Here is a 19,000-nt window from a genome sequence, read left to right as displayed (position 1 = left end):
TCGTGTTCCTCGACGAGGACCTGCGGGTCCCGCTGGACGGGTCCGGTCTGGACGTCCGGCTCACGATGCCGACCCGCAACAGCGGCGTGGTGGTGTTCGCGCACGACGGCGAGCCCGAGCGGCGCGTGGCCGAGGCGCTGCAACGCGAGCACGTGGGCACCGTGCTGGTCGACCTGGGCGGGGTGGACCAGGGCTCGGGCGGCTCCGGCTCCGACGTGCCCGTGCTCGCCGGGCGCCTGGCCGCGGTGGTGGACTGGCTGGCCGACCAGCCGGCGACCGGTGGCAACCCGGTCGGCCTGTTCGGCGCGGACGGCGGCGCGGCGGTCGCCCTGGTCGTCGCGGCGGAGCGGCCGGCCGCGGTGCGCGCCGTGGTCTCCGTCGGTGGGCACCCGGACCGCGCGGAGGACGCCCTCACCCGCGTCCTGGCGCCGGCGCTGCTGGTGCTGGAGGAGGGCGACGAGCACCCGGCCGCCCACCAGCGGGTGGAGGTCGTGCCGGGCGCGGGTCGGCTGGCCGGGGAGCCCGACGCGCTCGACCGGGTGATCAGGCTGGCCTCGCGGTGGTTCCACCACCACGTCGGCACCGCGCCGGTGGCGCCGCCGACCTCCTGACCGCCCGTCAGGACGCCCGGCGCAGCACCCACGTCACCGCCGCCGCGGACACCATGCAGGCGCCGACCACCCAGAGGCCGAGCCGGTTGCCGCCGGTCGCGTCGGCCAGGACCCCGGTGACGTACGGCGCGAGGAACCCCGACAGGTTGCCCAGCGAGTTGACCAGGCCGATGCCGGCGGCCGCGGCGGCGCCGGTCAGGTGGGCCGTGGGCAGCGCCCAGAACGCGGGCAGCGCGGCCAGCACGCCGCACGCGCAGATCGTCACCGCCACCATCGCCGACCACGGGTCGTCCAGGTAGAGCGCCACCGGGATGGCCAGGCCGCCGAGCAGGGCGGGCACCGCGACCCGGACCGCCGGGTCGGTCGCGCGCCGGGTCCACACCACCATCGCGACCAGGCCCACCACGTACGGCACGGCGTTGATCAGGCCCTGCTCGACCGTGGAGAAGGCGGTGCCGTACTGCGCGGCGAAGCCCTTGATGATGGTGGGCAGGAAGAAGCCCAGCGCGTAGAGGCCGTAGACCACGCCGAAGTAGACCCAGGACAGGGCCAGCACGCGCGGGCTGCGCAGGGCACCGGCCACCGACCGCGGACCGGCCCGCGCGACCTGCTCCCGCTCGGCCGCGAGCACCCGTTCCAGCGCGTCCCGCTCGGCCGGCGGCAGCCACGCGGCCTTGGCGGGCCGGTCGGTCAGCAGGAACCACACCACCACCGCCAGCAGCACCGACGGGACGCCCTCCAGCAGGAACATCACCCGCCAGCCGGGGAGCCCGAACAACCCGTCGGCGTGCTGGACGACCAGCGTGGAGACCACGGCGCCCAGCGCGGTCGAGATCGGCACGGCGGTCATGAACCAGGCCGTCACGCGGGCCCGCTGCGCGGCCGGGAACCAGTACGTGAGGTACAGGATGATGCCGGGGAAGAAACCCGCCTCGGCGACGCCGAGCAGGAACCGCAGCACGACCAGGGTGGTCGCGTTCGGGGTGAAGGCCATGGCCGTGGCCACGACGCCCCAGGTCACCATGATGCGGGCGATCCACCGGCGGGCCCCGAACCGGTGCAGCATCAGGTTGCTGGGCACCTCCAGGAGCAGGTACCCGATGAAGAACACGCCGGCCGCGACGCCGAAGAGGGTGGCCGACAGGCCCAGCTCCGCGTTCATCCCGTTCGGGCCGGCGAAGCCGATGTTCACCCGGTCCAGGTAGTTCACGAAGTAGAGCAGGACGAGCAGCGGTACCAGGCGCCGCACCGCTCTGCGCACACCCGACCGGACCAGCTGCTCGTCCGTGCCGGTGTCGTGCGCCATGGGCTTCCTCCCTCGCGGTCCTGGAAGGATTGTCGCCCACCTCGGGCCGTCGCCGAGCACCGCGCCGGTCCTCGCGGGCGGCGCGGTGGATCAGGGGTTCTCCGCCTCGAAGTCGCGGACCGCGGCCTCGGCCTCCCGCGAGCCGGGTCGGGGGTGTCCCTGGGCCTCGCCCTGGTTGCGCGAGCGCCGCGGCAGTTCGTCACGCGAGTCGTCGCCGTACCTGTCCTCCCGGTAGTCGTCGGGTCCGCCCGCCGCGCTCATCGCGATCACGGTCGAGCCGCGCGGACGTGGTCGCGTTGACCACGCCGGCGGAGTTGAGCAGGTGGCCGGCCGTGCGGAGGACCGCGTCGCCGAGGTCGGCGCGGCGGAACGCCTCCGCGAGCTTCTGCGGCCCGGACAGGGCCGCCACGTCGGTCCCGGCGGCCGCACCGGCGCCCGGCTGCTGTTCGGCCCGACGGTGGAGGCACGCGGCGCACCGGGACGGGTCGGCTCGCTCACCCGCGCGCCCGGGCCGACCGCGGGGTTGTGGAGCGCGCCCGCGTGCAGGGCGGCGATCCCCGCGTCGCCCGGCTGAAGGTGTCACCGCGGTTGAACCCGTTCGGCAGTTCGGCGGCCGAGTCCCGGTTCCCGGTCGACCGCGCGGTCCGCAGCGCCTCGCGGTACCGCTGGTCGAGCGGCGGTGCGGTGACCGGGTCGCGTTGCACGGCCGGCAGCCGGCACTTCCCCGCCCCCGCTGCGTCCCCGGTCGCTCGTGCGAGGTCAGGTGCCCCCCGGTCCGACGGGCGACACCGTGCGCGTCCGGTCGAATTCGAGCCCCGCGCGGGTCGCGGTCACCACCGCGTGCCCGCGGGAGTGCCCGGAGGGGCGGCCAGGTCCGCACCGGTGGTCCGCGGACGGCGGAACCACCGGCCGGGGAGGGAAGTGCTCCCCGATCAGCCCGGCACGCGGGCGCGCAGGTGCTCGGCCTGCGGGTCGCCCAGGTCGTCGAAGATCAGCAGGGCCTCGTGCCACAGCGCCCGCGCGGTGGCCTCGTCGCCGAGGTCGTGGTGCACGTCGCCCGAGGTCCGCAGCGTCTCGGCCTCGCCGTGCCGGTTGCCGACCTTCCGGGCGATCAGCAGCGCGCCCTCCAGGCAGTGCAGCGCCTCGTCGCACCGGCCCAGGCGCCGGTGGGTGTCGCCCAGGGCGGTCAGCGTGACGCCCTCGCCCCAGTCGGTGCCCCGGCGGCGCCAGATGGCCAGGGCCCCGGCGTAGTGGTCGAGCGCCTCCTCGTACCGCCCGAGGTCCACGCAGGTGTCGCCGAGGCTGTTGAGGACCCGGCCCTCGCCCCACTCCTCACCGACATCGCGCGCGAGCGCCAGGGCGTGCCCGAGGAAGTCGAGGGCCTCGGTGAACCGGCGCGTCCGGCGGTGGGTGTCGCCCAGCTTGTGCAGCACGCCGCCCTCGGTCCACCGGTCGCCCAGCTCCCGGCTGAGCACCAGGGCCCGGTCCAGGCACTCCAGGGCCCGGTCGAAGTCCCGCAGGTCCCGGTAGGCCACGCCCAGGTTCAGCAGCATGAACGCCTCGCCCCGCCCGTCACCCGCCCGCTCGGCGCTCGCCAACCCGATCAGCAGCACGGCGATCCGGTCGTTCCAGTGCTTGCGGAGGTCGAAGTAGGCGGACGTCGCGGCGCCGAACGCCCACGCGGCCTGGTGGTAGCCGTGCTCGGCGGCCTGCTGGGCGGCCGCGAGCAGGTTGGCGCGCTCCGCCTCGCACCACGCCAGGGCCTCGTCGTACCCGGTGAACGCCATGACCCCGCCCACCTCGGCGAAGGGGCCCAGGTCGACGCTGTAGGGCCGCATCGGCAGCAGGAGCGAGTCGGCGGCGTCGGCGCCGCGGAGGTACCAGGCGAGGGTGCGGCGGACGGCGTCCGCGCACTCGGTGTCGCCGTCCACGGCGGCGGCCCGCTCGGCGGCGTAGACGCGCAGCAGGTCGTGCAGGCGGTAGCGGTCGCGGGCGGTCTCGTCGAGCAGGTGCACCGAGGCCAGGGCGTCGAGCAGGCGCCGGGCCGCGGCGGGTTCGACGTCGGCGAGGGCGGCCGCGGCGCGGACGTCGAACGTGGCGCCGGCGTGCAGGCCCAGCAGGCGGAACACCCGGGCGGCCGGTTCCGGGAGCGCGCGGTAGGACCAGGAGAACACCGCCCGGATCTCGGTGTCGCCGTCGTCGTCGGCGGCCAGCAGGTCCAGCCGGTCGCGGTCCCGCCCGATCTCCGCGACCACGTCCGCCAGGTGCAGGTGGGGTCGGGTCGCGACCCGTTCGGCGGCGATGCGCAGCGCGAGCGGCAGGTGCGCGCACTGCTCCGCCAGGCGGGCCGCGGCGGCGGGTTCGGCGTCGACCCGCTCCGGGCCGACCACCAGCCGCAGCAGCTCCACGGCCTCGGCCCCGGACAGGCTGCCGAGCGCGACCCGGTGCGCGCCCTCGCGGGCGACCAGCCCCGACAGGCGGTTGCGGCTGGTGACCAGCACCAGGCAGCCGGGCGAGCCGGGCAGCAGCGGGCGCACCTGCTCGGCGCCCGCGGCGTTGTCCAGCACCAGCAGCACCCGCTTGCCGTCCACTGTGGACCGGAACAGCGCCGCCTGCGCCGCGACGCCGCAGGGCACCCGCTCGACCGGGACGCCGAGCGCGGTCAGCAGGTCGCCCAGCACCCGCTCGGGGGTCAGCGCCGGTCCGCCGTCGTAGCCGCGCAGGTCCGCGTAGAGGTGGCCGTCCGGGAACAGGTCGCGGACCCGGTGCGCGAGCGCCACGGCCAGCGCGGTCTTGCCGACCCCGGCGGTGCCGGTGACCAGCAGCACCGGCACCTCGTCCCCACCCGCCGCCACGAGGTCGAGCAGGGTCGCCAGCTCGCGGGTGCGGCCGACGAAGCGGGACGCCCTCGCGGGCAGCTGCCGGGGGCCGTCCGGCTCGGGGGCGTCGCGCTGCTCGTCGGGCGGGTAGGGGTGGTCGGGCAGGCCGAGCCAGCCCGACACGACGCTGCGCTTGACGGTGGTGCGCACCCGCCGGTAGGTGGCCGCGCCGGCGTCCGGGTCGTTGCGCACGACCTCGGTGTAGAACCAGTCCGACACGATCAGCGCGAGCACGCCCGGCGAGGCCGCGAGCGCGTCCTTGAGCGGCTGGGCCTCCAGCAGGCGGAACGCGTCGTTGACCGCCGTGGCGGCCACGCCGTGGGCGTCCAGCAGCACCTCGCCCGCGTGCAGGGCGACCCGCAGCCGCACCCGGACCTCGGCCGGGCGGCCCTCGTTGTGCCGCGCCAGCGCCTCCGCCAGGTACCGGGGCAGCGCGGTGACCAGGAGGTTCTTGGGCACCTCCGGCGTGACCAGGCCGAGCAGCCCGTCACCGCGGTCCTCGTGGTAGACCCCGTCCCACGGCACGCCGCACCGGTCGAACGCCCACCGCAGCGCGGCGTACACCGCGTCGCGGACGACCGCCTGGTCGGGGTTGATCCGGCGCGGGTCGGTGAAGCGCTCCACGTCCACCGCGAGGATCGCGCGGTGCACCGGTGGACCGGGTAAGGCCGCCCGCCCGGGTGGCGGGTGCGCTGTCGCCATGGCTGAGGTCTCCCGGGTCCGCGGGCGCCGGCCGCCCGCGCACGTCGGGGTGCGCCGGCGGTCCGGCCAGCATCCAACGCCCGCGGCCCCGGGTTCAACCGGTCGGGTGGAGATGCCGGCCCGACCGACCTAATTTCACCCGTTCGTGGCGATGTCCGCCGGGCTCAGTCGTAGAGGCGGACGTCCGCGATGCTCCACCAGCTGCCGGCCGTGCCGGTCGACGTGATCCGCAGGTGCCTGGCGCCGGTGCGGCGCACGTCGATTTCGGTCAGCTGCCCGACGCCGGTCCCGGTCGCCAGGGTCCGCCACGACCTGCCGTCGTCGCTGGCCGACAGCTCCCAGCCGCGGGCGTAATCGCCGAGGTTGCCGCCGCTGTCCACGGCGACCCGGCGGAAGTGCTCGCGCGACCCGAGGTCGAGCTGCACGTACTGCCCGGCCGCCTGGGCCCGGCCGCTGCTCCACCGCGTCGACGCGTCGTCGTCCACCAGCGCCCCGGCGTTCTCGCCGGCGGGGAAGGCGGTGGCGCGGGCGCCGTCGAGCCGGACCCGGTGCAGGCGGCTCTCCAGCGCGTGGTGGCGCGGCCAGGTGAACGTGGCCAGGGCGCCGCCGGGCAGGGTGTACTCGAAGCTCCGCTCCCCCACCCGCACCGCGAACGAGCGCGGGTCGTCGTTCTGGTTGTGCACCACCAGGGCGGTGGAGCCGTCGGGGTTGCGGAAGGCCACGTCCATGACCTGGCCGTTCCAGCCGGTGGTGCCGAACGAGGTGCTGGCGACCCGCCGCGCGCCCGGCTTCACGAACTTCGACAGGTGGCCGACGGTGTAGTACTCGGCGTCGGTGGTGACGGTGCCGTCCGGGTGCGCGGTGACCAGGCCGGTGCAGGTGGCGCAGCCGCCGTTGTGCGGGCCGCCGGTGCTGTCCAGGGCGATGTTCCAGTTCACCACCGAGCGGGCCTGGTTGCGGGTGGTGCCGATGACGACGTTGCGGGCGTGCCAGGTGAGGGTGTCGCGGAAGACCTTCGCCGGCGGGTCGGTCGCGCCGCGCGAGCCGGAGCACTCGGTGAACCAGATGCCCTTGTCCGGGAACGCCTCGTGCAGCGCGGTCTGCGCGCCCGGGTCGCCGTAGTAGCAGTGGAACGCGGTGCCGGCCACCCAGCGGGCCGCGCGGCTGCGCAGCACCTGGTACGGGTAGTCGGTCTCGGTCCCGCCGTCGTTGGGGTGGGTGGCCCAGTTGTGGTCGTAGGCCAGGATCTTCGTGCGCGGGCTGGCGAGGCGCAGCTTGGGCCCCAGCGCCTCGATCACCCTGAGCTGCTGGGCGACCGGCATGTCCGTGCCGGGGTAGGCGTCCGGGGTGCGGTTCTGCGGTTCGTTCTGCACCGACAGGAAGTCGACCGGCACGCCGGCCGCCGCGTACGCCTGGACGAACTTCACCAGGTAGCGGGCGTAGGCGTCGTAGACCGCCGGGTCGTCCTTGAGCCGGCCGCCGACCAGGGAGCCGGTGGTCTTCATCCACGCGGGCGGGCTCCACGGCGTGCCCATGACCTTCAGCTCCGGGTTGAGCCGCTTGGCCTGGCGCAGCAGCGGCAGCACCCGCTGCTCGTCGCGGGCGATGCTGAAGTGGCGCAGCGGGAAGTCGGTCTGCCCGGCCGGCACGTCGTCGTAGGTGTAGTGCTCGGCCGCGGCGGTGAAGTCGGAGGAGCCGACGGGCTGGCGCAGGAAGCTCACGCCGATGCCGCGCACCGGGTCGAAGAGCCCGCGCATGGTCTCCTCGCGCACGGCGGGGGCCAGCCCGTGCAGCACGCTCGCCGAGGAGTCGGTGATCGAGGCGCCGAAGCCGTCCACGACCTGCTCGGCGCGGTCGGGGTCCACCACGATCGTCTGGTGCGGCGAGGAGCCGGTGCCGAACGCGACGGCGGGCCGCTCGGCCATCAGCTCCGACCGGTCGGCGGCGGTGACCCACACCCGGGCCCGGGGCGCGTCGTCGCGGTGCCCGGACGCCTGCGTGGCCGGCACGGCGGCCAGGCCGAGGACCAGGGCCGCCGTCGCGGCACTGCGAACAGCCGTTCTCATCATCGTCCCTCGGGAGCAGTCGATGTAACAAATGATTCACAGCGGTGGAACAAGTTGTTGCAGCATGAAACATGCGGCGCCGCGCCCGCGTCAACCCCGAGGTCCGTGATCGCTATAGTGACCAGGTGGAACGACGAGCCGACCACCTCCATGCCCGATAGCAGGCGCGTCACCGTCCGCGACATCGCGGCGGAGACCGGTGTCTCGATCGCCACCGTCTCCCGCGTGCTCAACGACCACGCCAACGTCGCGCCCAGGACCCGCGACCTGGTGCTGCGGGCGGTCGAGCGGAGCAGGCTGCGCGCCACCGGGACCCGCACCGTCTACGTGCGCTGCCCGTACGTGCTCACCGACTACTTCGGCCTGATCGTCTCCTCGATCGCCGAGGCGCTGAAGGTCCACGGCCTGCGCCTGCTGCTCGACGCCGGGGAGTCCGCGCAGCACACCGACGCGCTCGCGACCCTGCCCGACGAGCCCGGCGTCAGCGCCGCGATCCTCATCCTCCCGCCCGAGGACGGCGACCGGCTCGTCGCCCTGTCGCGCACCGACCTGCCCTTCGTCGTGGTCGACCCCCGCACGCCGCCGCCACCGCACATCGCCGCCGTCTCGGCCGCGCACTTCGCCGGCGCGCTCGCCCTGACCCGGCACCTGGTCGAGCTGGGCCACCGCGCCATCGGCGTCGTCGCCGGGCCCGAGGAGTGGCTGGCCGGCGACGCCCGGCTGGCCGGCCACCGCGCGGCGCTGTCCCAGGCGGGCGTGCTGCCGATGCCGCACCACCTGCGGCACATCGAGCCCACCGCGGCCGCCGGCCACCGGGCCGCCGCCGAGCTGCTGGACCACCCGCAGCGGCCCACCGCGCTGGTCTGCTTCAACGACAAGCTGGCCGTGGGCGCGTTGCGGGCCGCGCGGGAACGCGGGCTGCGCGTCCCGGAGGACCTGTCGGTCGCCGGGTTCGACGACATCGACCTCAGCCGGGCGACCACCCCGACCCTGACCACCGTGCGCCAGCCGCTGGAGGAGATGGGGCGCATCGCCGTCACCCAGCTGATGCGCGTGCTCGACGGGCACCGGCCCGAGGCCCTGCACATCGAGCTGGCCACGACGCTGGTCGTGCGCGAGTCGACCGGGCCCGTGCCGTGAGGGCCCCGTCGTCGCGCGCGGTGGCCGCGGACGCGGGCGTGGCGGCGCTGTGCGTGATGGTGTTCTGGCTGCCGCTCGACGGCCCGGCCGAGTACGCGTTGGCCGCCGTGCTGGTGGTGGGCGTGCTCCTGCGCTCGTGGTGGCCGGTGGCCTCGTTCGGCGTCACCGCCGCCGCGACGCTCGCCGGCGTGGCGCTGGGCCTGGCGCAGGACCCGTTCACCGCCGCCGCCTGGGCGCTCTACCGGGTCGCGGCCACCCGCCGCGGCCCCGGGCCGGCCAAGGCGGGGTCGGTGGCGCTCGGGGTGCTCGTCGCGCTGGCCGTCGTCGGCACCCCCGACGGCGAGCCGGTCGCCCGGTACGCGGCGATCGGCCTGCTGGTCGTGGTGGGCGCGTGGCGGCTGGGCGACGCGGTCCGCCGGGAGCGGGAGGAGGCCGTGCGGGTGGCCCGCGCCGAGCGGGAGCACGCCGTGCTGGCCGAACGGCTGCGCGTGGTGCGCGAGGTACACGACGTGGTCTCGCACTCCCTGGGCACCATCGCCGTCACGGCCGGCGTCACCGCCCACGTCGCCGGGGACGACCCGGAGCGGCTGCGGCGGGGGCTCGTGCGCGTGGAGGAGACCGGCAGGCAGGCGCTGGACGAGCTGCGCGCCGTGCTGGGCGCGGTCCGGGAGGACGCCGCCCGCGCGCCGCAGCCGGGCGTCGGCGACCTCGCGGTGCTCGTCGGGCGGGCGCGGGACGCGGGCGTCGACGTGCGCGTGGCGGTCGAGGGCGTCGAGGGCGTCGCGCCGACGCTCGGGCTGGCGGTGTACCGGGTGGTGCAGGAAGGGCTGACCAACGTGGTGCGGCACGCACCGGGCGCGCGGTGCGAGGTGACCGTCACCGGTTCGCCCGACGACGTCGAGGTGCTGGTCCGCGACGACGGGCCGGGCGGGACGGGCGGATCGGGCGGGACGGGCGGGCCGGCCGCCTCGGGTGAACCGGCCGGCCCCGGCGGGCACGGCCTGGTCGGCCTGCGGGAGCGGGTGGAGGCGCTGGGCGGCGGGTTCGACGCCGCGCCGCGGCCCGGGGGCGGGTTCGCGGTGCGCGCGGTGCTGCCCCGGCGGGTGGGGGTGCGCCGTGGGTGAGCGCATCAGGGTCCTCGTGGCCGAGGACCAGGACCTGCTGCGCGAGTCGCTGTGCGAGCTGGTCTCCGGCACGCCCGACATGGTGCTGGTGGGCCAGGCCGGGGACGGCCGGGCCGCCGTCGACGCCGCGCACCGCCTGCGCCCGGACGTGGTGCTGATGGACGTCCGCATGCCGGTCATGGACGGCCTGGAGGCGACCCGGCTGATCTGCTCGTCGACCGCCGCGAAGGTGCTGGTGCTGACCACCTTCGACCTCGACGAGTACGTCTACGAGGCGCTGCGGGTCGGCGCGACCGGGTTCCTGCTCAAGAACGCCGGGGTGCCCGACGTCCTGCACGCGCTGCGGACCGTGCACCGCGGCGACGCGCTGCTGGCGCCGGAGGTGACGCGCCGGGTGGTCGCCGAGTTCGCCGCCCGCCGCACGGGCCCGCGCGAGCGGTTCGACGCCCTGACCTCCCGCGAGCGCGAGGTGGTCGCCGCGATCGTGCGCGGGCTGTCCAACGAGGAGGTGGCCGCCGAGCTGTTCCTGAGCCGGGCCACGGTGAAGACCTACCTGAGCCGGCTGTTCGACAAGCTCGGCGTGCGCGACCGCACCCAGCTGGTCGTGCTCGCCTACGAGTCGGGGTTCGTGGACGAGCTGCGCCGCTGAGCCGGGTGTCAACCTTTGGCCGATGCCCCGCCGGGCGCGCGGCCCGAACCTGGGCGTCGTGATCGAGATCGCCCACCTGACCAAGAAGCACGGCGGCCGGGCCGTCGTGCGCGACGTCGGCTTCACCGCGCTCCCCGGCCGCGTCACCGGTTTCCTCGGCCCGAACGGGGCCGGCAAGTCGTCCACGCTGCGCGTCCTGCTCGGCCTCGACTCCCCCGACGCGGGCACGGCGCTGGTCGCCGGGGTCCGCTACCGGGAGCTGCGCCACCCGCTGCGCACCGTCGGCGCGGTGCTGGAGGGCAGCGGCGCGCACCGCTCCCGCACCGGCCGCGCCCACCTGTCGTGGGTGGCTCGCAGCAACGGCATCCCCCGCTCGCGCGTGGACGAGGTGCTGGACGTCGTCGGCCTCGCCGACGCGGCGCGCAAGCGGGTCCGGACCTACTCGCTGGGCATGGGCCGCCGGCTGGCCATCGCCGCGGCGCTGCTGGGCGACCCGGCCGTGCTGGTGCTGGACGAACCGCTCAACGGCCTCGACCCCGAGGGCATCCGCTGGGTGCGCGGTCTCCTGCGCGACCGCGCCGCCGAGGGCCGCACCGTGCTGCTGTCCAGCCACGTGATGGCCGAGGTCGCGGTCACCGCCGACGACCTCGTGGTGATCAACGCCGGCCAGGTCGTCACCCGCGGCACGACCAGCGAGGTCACCGCGGGCCACGCGTCGCTGGAGGACGCGTTCTTCGCCCTGCTCGACCGGGAGCGGCCGTGCTGAACGCCGTCCGCGCCGAGTTCGGCAAGCTGCTGGGCCTGCCGTCGACCTGGGTCGCCGCCGGGATCAGCGTGCTCGGCACCACCGGGATCGCCGTGCTGAACGCCCGCGGGCCGTACGCCACGCCGGGGTTCGGGTTCGTCACCGTCCCGTTCGGCACCATCGGGGTGCTGGTGCTGGGCGTGCTGATCATCACCGGCGAGTACGCCGCCGGCCCCGCCGACGGCGGGGGCGGCCGGCAGCTCGCCACCAGCCTGCTGTGCGTGCCCCGGCGCGGGGTGCTGCTGGCGGCGAAGGCCGTCGTGCTGGTGGCGGTGTCCGCGTTCCTGGCCCTGGTGACGGTGGTCGCCGCGGTGTCGGTGGCCGAGGCGGCGGCCGGGCGGCCGGCGTTCGACGCGCTGCCCGACCTCGGTTGGCGGGTGGCGGGGGCGGTGCTGTTCTGGGTGTTCACCGCGCTGATCGCGTTCGCCGTCGGCACCCTCACGCGCACCGCGGTCGTGCCGCTGGTGCTGTTCATCGCCAACTCGTCGCTGGTCTCGGCCACCTACCTGCTGACCAAGGTCACGCCGCTGGCCAGGTACCTGCCCGACGTGGCCGGGGCGCAGATGTTCGTCGACCGCTACGCGGCCGAGGACATGCTGTCCCCGGTGGCCGGCGGCGTGACCATGGCGGTGTGGGCGGCGGTGCTGGTGCTGGTCGCCGGGTTCGCCTTCGCGCGGCGGGACGTGGCATGAGGTTCCGCGACGTCGTGCTGGCGGAGCTGGACAAGCTGCGCACGCTGCCCGCCGTGGTCACGAGCGCCGTTCTCACCGTCCTCGTCACGGTGGGGTTGGCGGGCCTGGTGGCCCCCGTCGAGTCGGGGCTGCGCGCGGTCGAGTACGGGCAGGCCGGGGTGGTCCTGCTCGGGGTGCTGGCGGTGGGCGGCGAGTACGCCGACGGCCAGGTCCGGACGACGCTGCTCAGCGTGCCGCGCCGGGGGTTGCTGCTGGCGGGCAAGGGGGTGGCGTACCTGGTGGTCGCCTCGCTGACGGCGGTGTCGGCGGTCGGCGGGGTCGCTGCGGTGCTGCCGGGCGTGGGGGTCGGTCCCGCCGCCGGCGCGGTGGTGTACCTGGTGCTGGTCGGGTTCTTCGCGCACGCGGTGGCGACCCTGACCCGGGACGTCGTCGGCGCACTGGTCGCCGTGCTGACCCTGGTGCTGCTGGTCTCGCCGCTGCTGGCCGCGGTGACCCGGGTGGCCGAGTACCTGCCCGGGCGCGTCGGCGCGCAGCTCTACCGGACCACGGCGGCCGACGTGCCCGGCGCGGCGGTGCTGTGCGCCTGGGTGGTGGTGGCCGGTGCGGTGGCGGCCGCGGCGTTCGTCAGGCGGGACGCCTAGCGCTTCCCCGGAGGCGGAGCGGCGGGTCGGCTCGCCGCTCCGCACCCCCGGTCAGTCGCCGAGCCGGTGAAGCCACTCCCTGATGATCGGGCGGGTCGCGGGCGTGGCGTGCACCCAGCCCTGGCCGTGCCCGTCGGTGTAGCGGACGACCAGCCAGCGGCCGTCCGGGCAGTCGATCGTGGTGACGAACGACGCCGAGCGCCGGCGCCGCCCGTACCGGTCGCGCCTGGCCGCGAAGAGCTTGGCGACGCCGGCGCGCGGGCGCCGCATCAGCTCGACCAGCGCCCGTGACCCCCGGGCCTCCTCGGCCCGGGCGTTGATCGACGATCCCCGACCGGGCCGCACCTCCGGCAGGCACGCCACGAGCGTGTCCGACGGATCGCCGCGCACCGCGTCGAGCCGCACGTGACCGTTGTCCCGCACCGCGATGACGCCGTGCCGCCCGGCCGTGGCGACGACGACCGGCAGCGTGCTCCCGCGGTTGAACGCGATCCAGCCGAAGCACTCGAAGTCCGCGAACGCGAGCACCCGCAACGCCTCCAGCGCCTCGTCGACCGGCACGCCCTCGCGGTGGAGCGCCTGCTCGACCTCCAGGGTGTTGGCCCCGGCGGGCGGCACGTGCAGCACCGTGTGGTGCTCCCCCAGGTCGTCGTGGTGCCACAGCACGTCGAACGCCGTGTCGGACAACACCACCGGTGCGCGCAACATCAGTCCTCCCCGATCACTGGCGCCACGCTGCCGGGCAGCCGGCCGATGAGCGCGTCCGCGTCCTCCTCCAGGTACACGGTGCGCTTGTGCTCCCCGTCCTCGTCCCCACGCGAGTGCGCGGCGTGCGGCGCGAACCCGCCCGCGCCGGCCGTCCCGGCCCGGCCGGCCGCGCCGCGGGCACCGGCCGCGACCGGGACGGCGGCCGGGGCCCTGCCCACGACGGCGGAGCGGTCGCCCGGGGCACCCCGCTGCCCCCTGGTGCCGGTCGGGTCGACGATGCCGACCCCGCCCGGGAGCACCGGGGCGGCACCGGCCAGGTGGTCGCCCTTCGGGCCGTTCGCCTTGTGCGCGGTGTCCCTGGCCGACGGCGGGGGCGCCGTGATCGGCAGGCCGCCCGGCACACCGGCGGCGGACCAGTCGGCGATCGTCGTCCGGTCACCCGACGGCCTCGGCGCGGCGGGTCCGGGCGCGGCGGGCCCCTGGACGCCCGGTCCCCGGCCGGCGAGGCCGAGACCCCCGTCACCGCCGCCGGTGTTGCTGAGCGAGGTCTTGCCGCCGCCGCTCGTCGACGGCCGCGCGGAGGCGTTGTCGTCGGTGCCGGCCGCACCCGTCACCGGCGGCGCGGAGGTCTTCTCACCGCCGCCCGACCCCGCCGACGAGGGCGAGGTGGCACCCGCGCCCGCGCCCGCACCCCCGACCTGCGGCGGCGCGGACGCCGCCGACCGCACGCCGGGGCCGCTCGTGGCTTGCACCGCCGTGTCCGCGGCCAACACGCCGCCCGGGGCCTGGGCCATCTGCGGCAGCACCGCCTGGTTCTGGCCCGTCATCGCGGCGTACTCCCCGTAGACGCGGCGGTTGTGGGCATCGGCCTCGAACCACTCCTTGCGCGCGATCTCGTTGTCGGTGTCCCACGGCGTCAGCTCGTCGAAGAGGGTCAGCTCCGGCGGCTGTGCCGTCGCCATCGGCATCACCTGCTGCCGGAGGCGGCCGTAGTTCTGCGCCTGGGTCCGCCACGAGGCGTCGGTCCGGCCCAGCGTCTCCTGCGCGCGCTGGAGGGCCTGCTCGATCGGCTGCTCGGCCTGTGCCGCCCGGTCCGACGCCTCGCCCTGCCAGTGCTCCTGCGCCTTGGCGGTGAGCCGGCGCAGTTCGTCGGCGAGGGCCTGGATGCGCGTGCGCGCCTCCTCCGACACGTCCGCGGCCCGGTTCAGCTCGTCGGGGCTCGCGCCCTGCGACACCATCAGCCAGATCTCGTACCCGCTCGGTTCCGCCATCACCGCTACCCCTTGAAGGTGTCCGTGGTCGCCTGCTCGGTCTTCCGGTACTGCTCGATCGACGCCCGCAACTCCGCGATCCGCGTCTGCAGCTCCTGCCGGGTCGTCTCGACCGAGTCGAGGTAGGCCCGGCCCGCCTGGCAGGCCGCGGTGACGAAGGAGGTGGTCGCCGGGTCCGGCATCGGTGGCCGGACCTGCGCGAGCAACCGGCTCTGCTCGTTGGTCTCGGTCAGGTCGTCGTGCAGCGAGCGGTGGCTGTCGAGCATCCCGTGGAGGTCGTCGATGGTCAGTTGGATATCGCTCATGCGCGCAGCGTGGCGGGAATGGCCGGGGACCCCTCCCGACCGCTTTCACGAATTCGGGCGGCCCCGGCGCGCCGGCGCCGGGGCCGTTCGGCTCAGGAGTGGGTCACGGTGACGCCGTAGATCGTCACCTCGCCGTAGTTTCCGCTGTCGCACGGGCTGGAATTGCCGCAGTTGGCCTGCGTGTAGACGCCGGCCTTGAAGTAGGCGCCGCTGAACGACCGGCTGATCGTGGTCTGGAGGACGCCGTTGTAGTAAGCCTTGACCTGCCCGCCGCTCACCACGAACTTCGCCTGGAAACGGGTGCCGAGGGCGTAGTTGTCGGTGATCAGCTTGTGGTGCGTGGTGTCGCCGTTGGTGACGTAGAGCTTCGTGCCCTCCAGCCGGAACACCGCCACGTCGTCGTCGGAGTCGTGGATCTGGCCGGCGACGACGTGCGGCTTGTCGTTGGGCAGGTGGTTGATCGCCTGGTCGACGACCATGGTGTGGGTGCCCGAGGTCGACGACCACGCCGCCGACGCGCTGCCGCCGTCGGTCATCTCGCGCAGCTCCGACCGCGAGTAGCTGCTGTTCTGCGTGGTCAGGCCGTTGACGGGGTTGCGGAACCGCACGCCCGCGCAGTCCGGCGCCGGCACGAACCACGGGTCGAGCGCGTAGCCGTCGAGCTGCGGCTGCCTGACCTCCAGCGGCTGGCTGCCCGACCGGTTCGGGTCGTCGACGGGCAGCGTGATCTTCCAGTTCGCCAGGTCCAGCACGTCGGAGGGCCGCGTGCAGCCGCCGCCGGGGGCGTCGGCCCCCAGGACGTCGACCTCGGTGACGGAGTTCCACCCGTTGCCCGAGGAGTTGCCGTGGCCGACGACCCGCACGTACCGGGTCGTGACGTCCGGGATGTCGTAGGGCTCCTGGGCGAGGGTGGGTCGGCTGCGCAGCCCGACCGCCGCCGGGACCCACGTCGTGCCGTCCTGGGAGGTCTCGATGTCGAAGTAGGCCGTCCGCACGTCGCCGTCGCGCCACGCGATGGCGACCGCGGCCACCGCCTTCGCGGTGCCGAGGTCGTACCGGATCCACGCGCCGTCGCCGTGCGCGGACCACCGCGTGCCCAGGTCGTTGTCGAGCGTGTTCGCCGGGACGTTCCCGTCGTGGTCGCTCGCGGTCACCTCCGCCACCGGGTAGCCCTCCTGGGGCGCCGCGTGGGCCGCGGGAACGGCGAGCAGCACCGCCGAGAACACCGCGGCGTGGACCGCGGGCCTTGTGAAACGCGTCGTTCGGGTAATCATGGGGCAGTACGGAACAGGACCGCCCCGGGAGGGGTCCCGACGCGACCCGGCGACACTGCGCGGCGACCCGAGGAGGCCGGCATGGACACCGAAAGCCTGGCGCGCGACGTGCCGTTCACCGCGCCCGGAGCCGTCGTCGCGCTCGCGCTGAGCGGGAGGATCAGCGTCAACCCCGTCGAGGGGCGCAGCGTGCGGTTCGGCCGCAACCGGCCGGACGTGGACCTGTGCGTCGGCGAGACCGACCCGCGGGTGAGCCGCCTGCACGGCCTGCTGACGCGCCGCGCGGGCCGGTGGTGGGTCACCAACACCGGGCGGCTGCCCATCCGCCTGCCCAGGACCCGGTGGCTGTTCCGCGACGAGGACCCGGTGCCGCTGGGCGACGGCTACACGCCGCTGTTCATCCGCGGCTCCCACGACCGCGAGCACCTGCTGGAGCTGTACGTCGCCGGCGAGGACGGCGGCCGCCCGACGACCCGGCACTCCAGCGTGACCCAGCCGCCGAGGCGGTGGCGGCTCACGCCGGACGAGCACCTGCTGCTGGTCGTGCTGGGGCAGCGCTACCTGCTGCACGAGGCCAACCCGCAGCCGGTGTCGCGCCAGCACGCCGCCGAGATCCTGCACGAGCTCCAGCCGGACGCGGGCTGGGGCGTCAAGCGGGTCGAGCACATGGTCGCCGACGTCCGGGCCAGGCTGTCCGCGGCGGGCGTGCACGGGCTGCTGCGCGAGGAGGTCGGCGAACCCGTCGGCAACGCGCTCAACGACAACCTGCTGCGCGAACTCGTCCTGTCGACCACGCTCGTGCCGCCGGACCTGGCGCTGCTGGACCCCCTTTCCTGATCGAGGCCGACGTCCGACCGCGGACGCATTCCGATATTCGCGCTTTGACACCTCGGGTGGACTGCAACAATTTCACGTTCGACAACGTGAGCAATGGTCAAGTGACTCCCATCGGGTGAAACTCCGCGCATCGGGCCAGTTCGCGGTGAATTGGCCGGGCGAAATCGGAGACGGCCGGCAAACGCGTTCCCTACGCTGCGAACCGTGCGTACGGGGGATGTCATCGGCGGGCGCTACGAGTTGGAGGACGCCCGCGGCTCCGGGTCCGGCGGTGTCGTCTGGGCCGCGTTCGACCGGAAGCTCAAGCGGCGGGTGGCGCTCAAGCGGCCCCACGCGGCGGCCGACCACGCCGAGCGGGCGCGGTTCCGCCGCGAGGCCGAGACCGCCGCGCAGGTGAACCACCCGAACGCGGTCTCGGTCTTCGACACCGTCGACGCCGACGACTGCTGGCTCGTCATGGAGTACGTGCCGGCGGAGAGCCTGGACCGGGTGCTCGCGGCGGGCGGACCGCTGCCGCCGGAGCGGGTGGCGAGGATCGGGGTGCAGGTCGCGAGCGCGCTGGCCGCCGTGCACGCGAAGAACATCGTGCACCGCGACGTGAAGCCGGGCAACGTCCTGGTCACCGACGACGACCTGGCCAAGCTGACCGACTTCGGCGTCTCCCTCTGGCGCGAGGTGACCCGGACCGACGACGGCCGGGTCACCGGCACGCCCGCGTACACCTCGCCCGAGGTGGCGGGCGGGTACCCGGCGAGCCGGGCCTCGGACGTCTTCTCGCTCGGCGCCACGCTGTTCGCCGCGGTCGAGGGCACGCCGCCGTTCGGCGACGGCGAGGCGCACGAGGTGCTGGAACGCGTCCGGCGCGGCGAGGTCCGGCCGATGCGCCGGGCGGGTCCCCTCGCCCCGCTGCTGGCGGACATGCTGCGACCGCGGCCCGCCGCGAGGCCGACCGCCGACGAGGTCCGGGCCCGCCTCAAGGAGGTCGTCGGCGAGTGGGAGCCGCCGGTACCCCGCCCCGCCCGCGTCCCGGTCCGGCGCCGTCCCGCCTTCCGGGCCGCCGCGGGGATCGCGTTCGTCGTGGCGCTCAGCGCGGCGGTGCTCACCTGGCCGTACCGGGCGCCGGCGGCGCAGACGTCCGCCTCCGCCGGCGGCCTCGTCGGCGACGAGCGCACCGCCGACCCCTGCGCGTTGATCGACCAGGAGGAGCTGCGCCGGTTCGGCCCGACCCGGGTGTCCACCACGTACGGCAACTTCAACCGCTGCGACGCCCTGGTCGACGTCCGCGCCGTCAAACCGGTCGACGTGGAGATCCAGCTGATCACCCGGACGTCCCGCGCCGTGCAGGGAGGACCGCTGGACGTCGTGGTGGAGGCCGGCTCCAGCGAGGAGTGCGACCGCACCGTGGTGGTGGACGACGCGTACGCCGTCCGCGTGACGGCGAAGCTGGCGAACCCCCCGGTGGACCTCTGCGCGGTGGTCGAGTCCGCGACGGGCAGCGTGCTGGAGGTGCTGCGCGGCGGCCCCATCCCGCGGCGCGCCGTCCCGTTCCCCGCCGGCTCGCTCGCCAACGTCGACGCCTGCGCGCTGCTGGACGACGAAGCGCTCGTCGCGCTGGCCGGGTTCAACGGCGGCTCGGCCGTGAACGTGTTCGGCCACTGGGGGTGCAAGTGGTACAGCACGCTCGGCGGGCCCGCCGTCAACCTGCGCTACGACCAGGAGCCCGCGCAGCAGTTGATCGAGGGTGAACCGGTCGAGGTCGGCGGCCGCACCGGGTACGTGCACGTGGACCGGGAGTCGAGCACGGGCTGCGCCGTCAGCGTCCCCCACCGGCCGCGGGGTTCGGCGCAGGGCACCCACATCGACGTGGTGGAGCTGACCGTGGGGGGCGACCGGCCGGGGATCGAGTACTGCCCCCGGGCACAGCGCCTGGCGGCGGTGGCCGCCGCGAAGCTGCCGTCCTGACCACGTCCGGGAGCCGGCGGGTACGACC

The 19,000-nt window shown here is 75.2% G+C and carries 18 protein-coding genes; 10 read left to right on the top strand and 8 right to left on the bottom strand.

All coding sequences use genetic code 11. The annotated features are described in order from the left end of the window. The first annotated feature begins 2 nt into the window (after positions 1–2). A complete protein-coding gene (locus EKG83_RS22080) occupies positions 3–611 on the top strand; it encodes an alpha/beta fold hydrolase (protein WP_084716240.1) in 609 nt (202 codons plus the stop codon). A 7-nt stretch (positions 612–618) separates the two neighbouring features. Here EKG83_RS22080 and EKG83_RS22075 read toward each other — a convergent pair whose 3' ends face one another. Further along, positions 619–1,917 (bottom strand): MFS transporter, encoded by a 1,299-nt coding sequence (locus EKG83_RS22075; RefSeq protein WP_051765156.1) that lies wholly within the window; start codon positions 1,915–1,917, stop codon positions 619–621. Between the two features lie 90 nt (positions 1,918–2,007). Continuing rightward, positions 2,008–2,178, bottom strand: a complete 171-nt coding sequence (locus EKG83_RS22070) for a hypothetical protein (protein ID WP_153278296.1) — start codon at positions 2,176–2,178, stop codon at positions 2,008–2,010. Between the two features lie 61 nt (positions 2,179–2,239). On the opposite strand from EKG83_RS22070, the gene EKG83_RS22065 reads away from it, so the two are divergent. Next, the gene (locus tag EKG83_RS22065; protein WP_033429575.1) at positions 2,240–2,491 is read left to right on the top strand and encodes a hypothetical protein; all 252 of its coding nucleotides are present in this window, start codon (positions 2,240–2,242) and stop codon (positions 2,489–2,491) included. A gap of 358 nt (positions 2,492–2,849) precedes the next feature. Here EKG83_RS22065 and EKG83_RS22060 read toward each other — a convergent pair whose 3' ends face one another. Continuing rightward, on the bottom strand, positions 2,850–5,447 hold the full coding sequence (locus EKG83_RS22060) for an ATP-binding protein (RefSeq protein WP_033429576.1): 2,598 nt from the start codon (positions 5,445–5,447) through the stop codon (positions 2,850–2,852). Positions 5,448–5,662: 215 nt separating this feature from the next. Next, the gene (locus EKG83_RS22055; RefSeq protein WP_211269034.1) at positions 5,663–7,564 is read right to left on the bottom strand and encodes a glycoside hydrolase family 30 beta sandwich domain-containing protein; all 1,902 of its coding nucleotides are present in this window, start codon (positions 7,562–7,564) and stop codon (positions 5,663–5,665) included. Positions 7,565–7,681: 117 nt separating this feature from the next. Here EKG83_RS22055 and EKG83_RS22050 point away from each other — a divergent pair, with 117 nt between their 5' ends. Genes EKG83_RS22050 through EKG83_RS22025 form a run of 6 tightly spaced genes read left to right on the top strand, consistent with a single transcriptional unit; the run spans position 7,682 to position 12,615 of the window. Beyond that, a complete protein-coding gene (locus EKG83_RS22050) occupies positions 7,682–8,704 on the top strand; it encodes a LacI family DNA-binding transcriptional regulator (RefSeq protein WP_211269035.1) in 1,023 nt (340 codons plus the stop codon). Continuing rightward, positions 8,701–9,828 carry a sensor histidine kinase gene (locus EKG83_RS22045; RefSeq protein ID WP_033429578.1) on the top strand — a complete coding sequence of 376 codons (1,128 nt, stop codon included), beginning with the start codon at positions 8,701–8,703 and terminating at the stop codon, positions 9,826–9,828. The genes EKG83_RS22050 and EKG83_RS22045 overlap by 4 nt, the downstream gene beginning before the upstream one ends. Then, a complete protein-coding gene (locus EKG83_RS22040) occupies positions 9,821–10,477 on the top strand; it encodes a response regulator transcription factor (RefSeq protein WP_033429579.1) in 657 nt (218 codons plus the stop codon). The genes EKG83_RS22045 and EKG83_RS22040 overlap by 8 nt, the downstream gene beginning before the upstream one ends. A gap of 22 nt (positions 10,478–10,499) precedes the next feature. Beyond that, positions 10,500–11,243 (top strand): ABC transporter ATP-binding protein, encoded by a 744-nt coding sequence (locus tag EKG83_RS22035; RefSeq protein WP_228122774.1) that lies wholly within the window; start codon positions 10,500–10,502, stop codon positions 11,241–11,243. Then, on the top strand, positions 11,237–11,974 hold the full coding sequence (locus EKG83_RS22030; RefSeq protein WP_051765159.1) for a hypothetical protein: 738 nt from the start codon (positions 11,237–11,239) through the stop codon (positions 11,972–11,974). The genes EKG83_RS22035 and EKG83_RS22030 overlap by 7 nt, the downstream gene beginning before the upstream one ends. Then, positions 11,971–12,615, top strand: a complete 645-nt coding sequence (locus EKG83_RS22025) for an ABC transporter permease (RefSeq protein ID WP_051765161.1) — start codon at positions 11,971–11,973, stop codon at positions 12,613–12,615. Before EKG83_RS22030 ends, EKG83_RS22025 begins: the two co-directional genes overlap by 4 nt. 51 nt (positions 12,616–12,666) lie before the next feature. On the opposite strand, the gene EKG83_RS22020 is transcribed toward EKG83_RS22025, so the two are convergent. The 4 genes from EKG83_RS22020 to EKG83_RS22005 all read right to left on the bottom strand — a co-directional run bounded on the left by EKG83_RS22020 (position 12,667) and on the right by EKG83_RS22005 (position 16,173). Beyond that, complete coding sequence (locus tag EKG83_RS22020; RefSeq protein ID WP_084716207.1) at positions 12,667–13,323, bottom strand: ESX secretion-associated protein EspG; 657 nt, start codon at positions 13,321–13,323, stop codon at positions 12,667–12,669. Beyond that, a complete protein-coding gene (locus EKG83_RS22015) occupies positions 13,323–14,594 on the bottom strand; it encodes a PPE domain-containing protein (RefSeq protein ID WP_153278295.1) in 1,272 nt (423 codons plus the stop codon). The genes EKG83_RS22020 and EKG83_RS22015 overlap by 1 nt, the downstream gene beginning before the upstream one ends. Before the next feature lie 5 nt (positions 14,595–14,599). Continuing rightward, entirely contained in the window at positions 14,600–14,899 is a 300-nt protein-coding gene (locus EKG83_RS22010) for a hypothetical protein (protein ID WP_153278294.1), read from the bottom strand. A 92-nt stretch (positions 14,900–14,991) separates the two neighbouring features. Continuing rightward, positions 14,992–16,173: a polysaccharide lyase family 7 protein gene (locus tag EKG83_RS22005; protein ID WP_051765164.1), complete on the bottom strand. Its 1,182-nt coding sequence runs from the start codon at positions 16,171–16,173 to the stop codon at positions 14,992–14,994. A gap of 81 nt (positions 16,174–16,254) precedes the next feature. On the opposite strand from EKG83_RS22005, the gene EKG83_RS22000 reads away from it, so the two are divergent. Both EKG83_RS22000 and EKG83_RS21995 read left to right on the top strand, forming a co-directional pair. Then, positions 16,255–17,010, top strand: coding sequence for an FHA domain-containing protein (locus EKG83_RS22000; RefSeq protein WP_033429584.1), 756 nt, complete (start codon positions 16,255–16,257; stop codon positions 17,008–17,010). Between the two features lie 204 nt (positions 17,011–17,214). Next, complete coding sequence (locus EKG83_RS21995) at positions 17,215–18,972, top strand: serine/threonine-protein kinase (RefSeq protein WP_170191794.1); 1,758 nt, start codon at positions 17,215–17,217, stop codon at positions 18,970–18,972. Positions 18,973–19,000 lie beyond the last annotated feature (28 nt).

This window comes from Saccharothrix syringae (assembly GCF_009498035.1).
Classification (GTDB): Bacteria; Actinomycetota; Actinomycetes; order Mycobacteriales; family Pseudonocardiaceae; genus Actinosynnema; species Actinosynnema syringae.
This window is presented reverse-complemented; position numbering and strand designations above follow the sequence as displayed.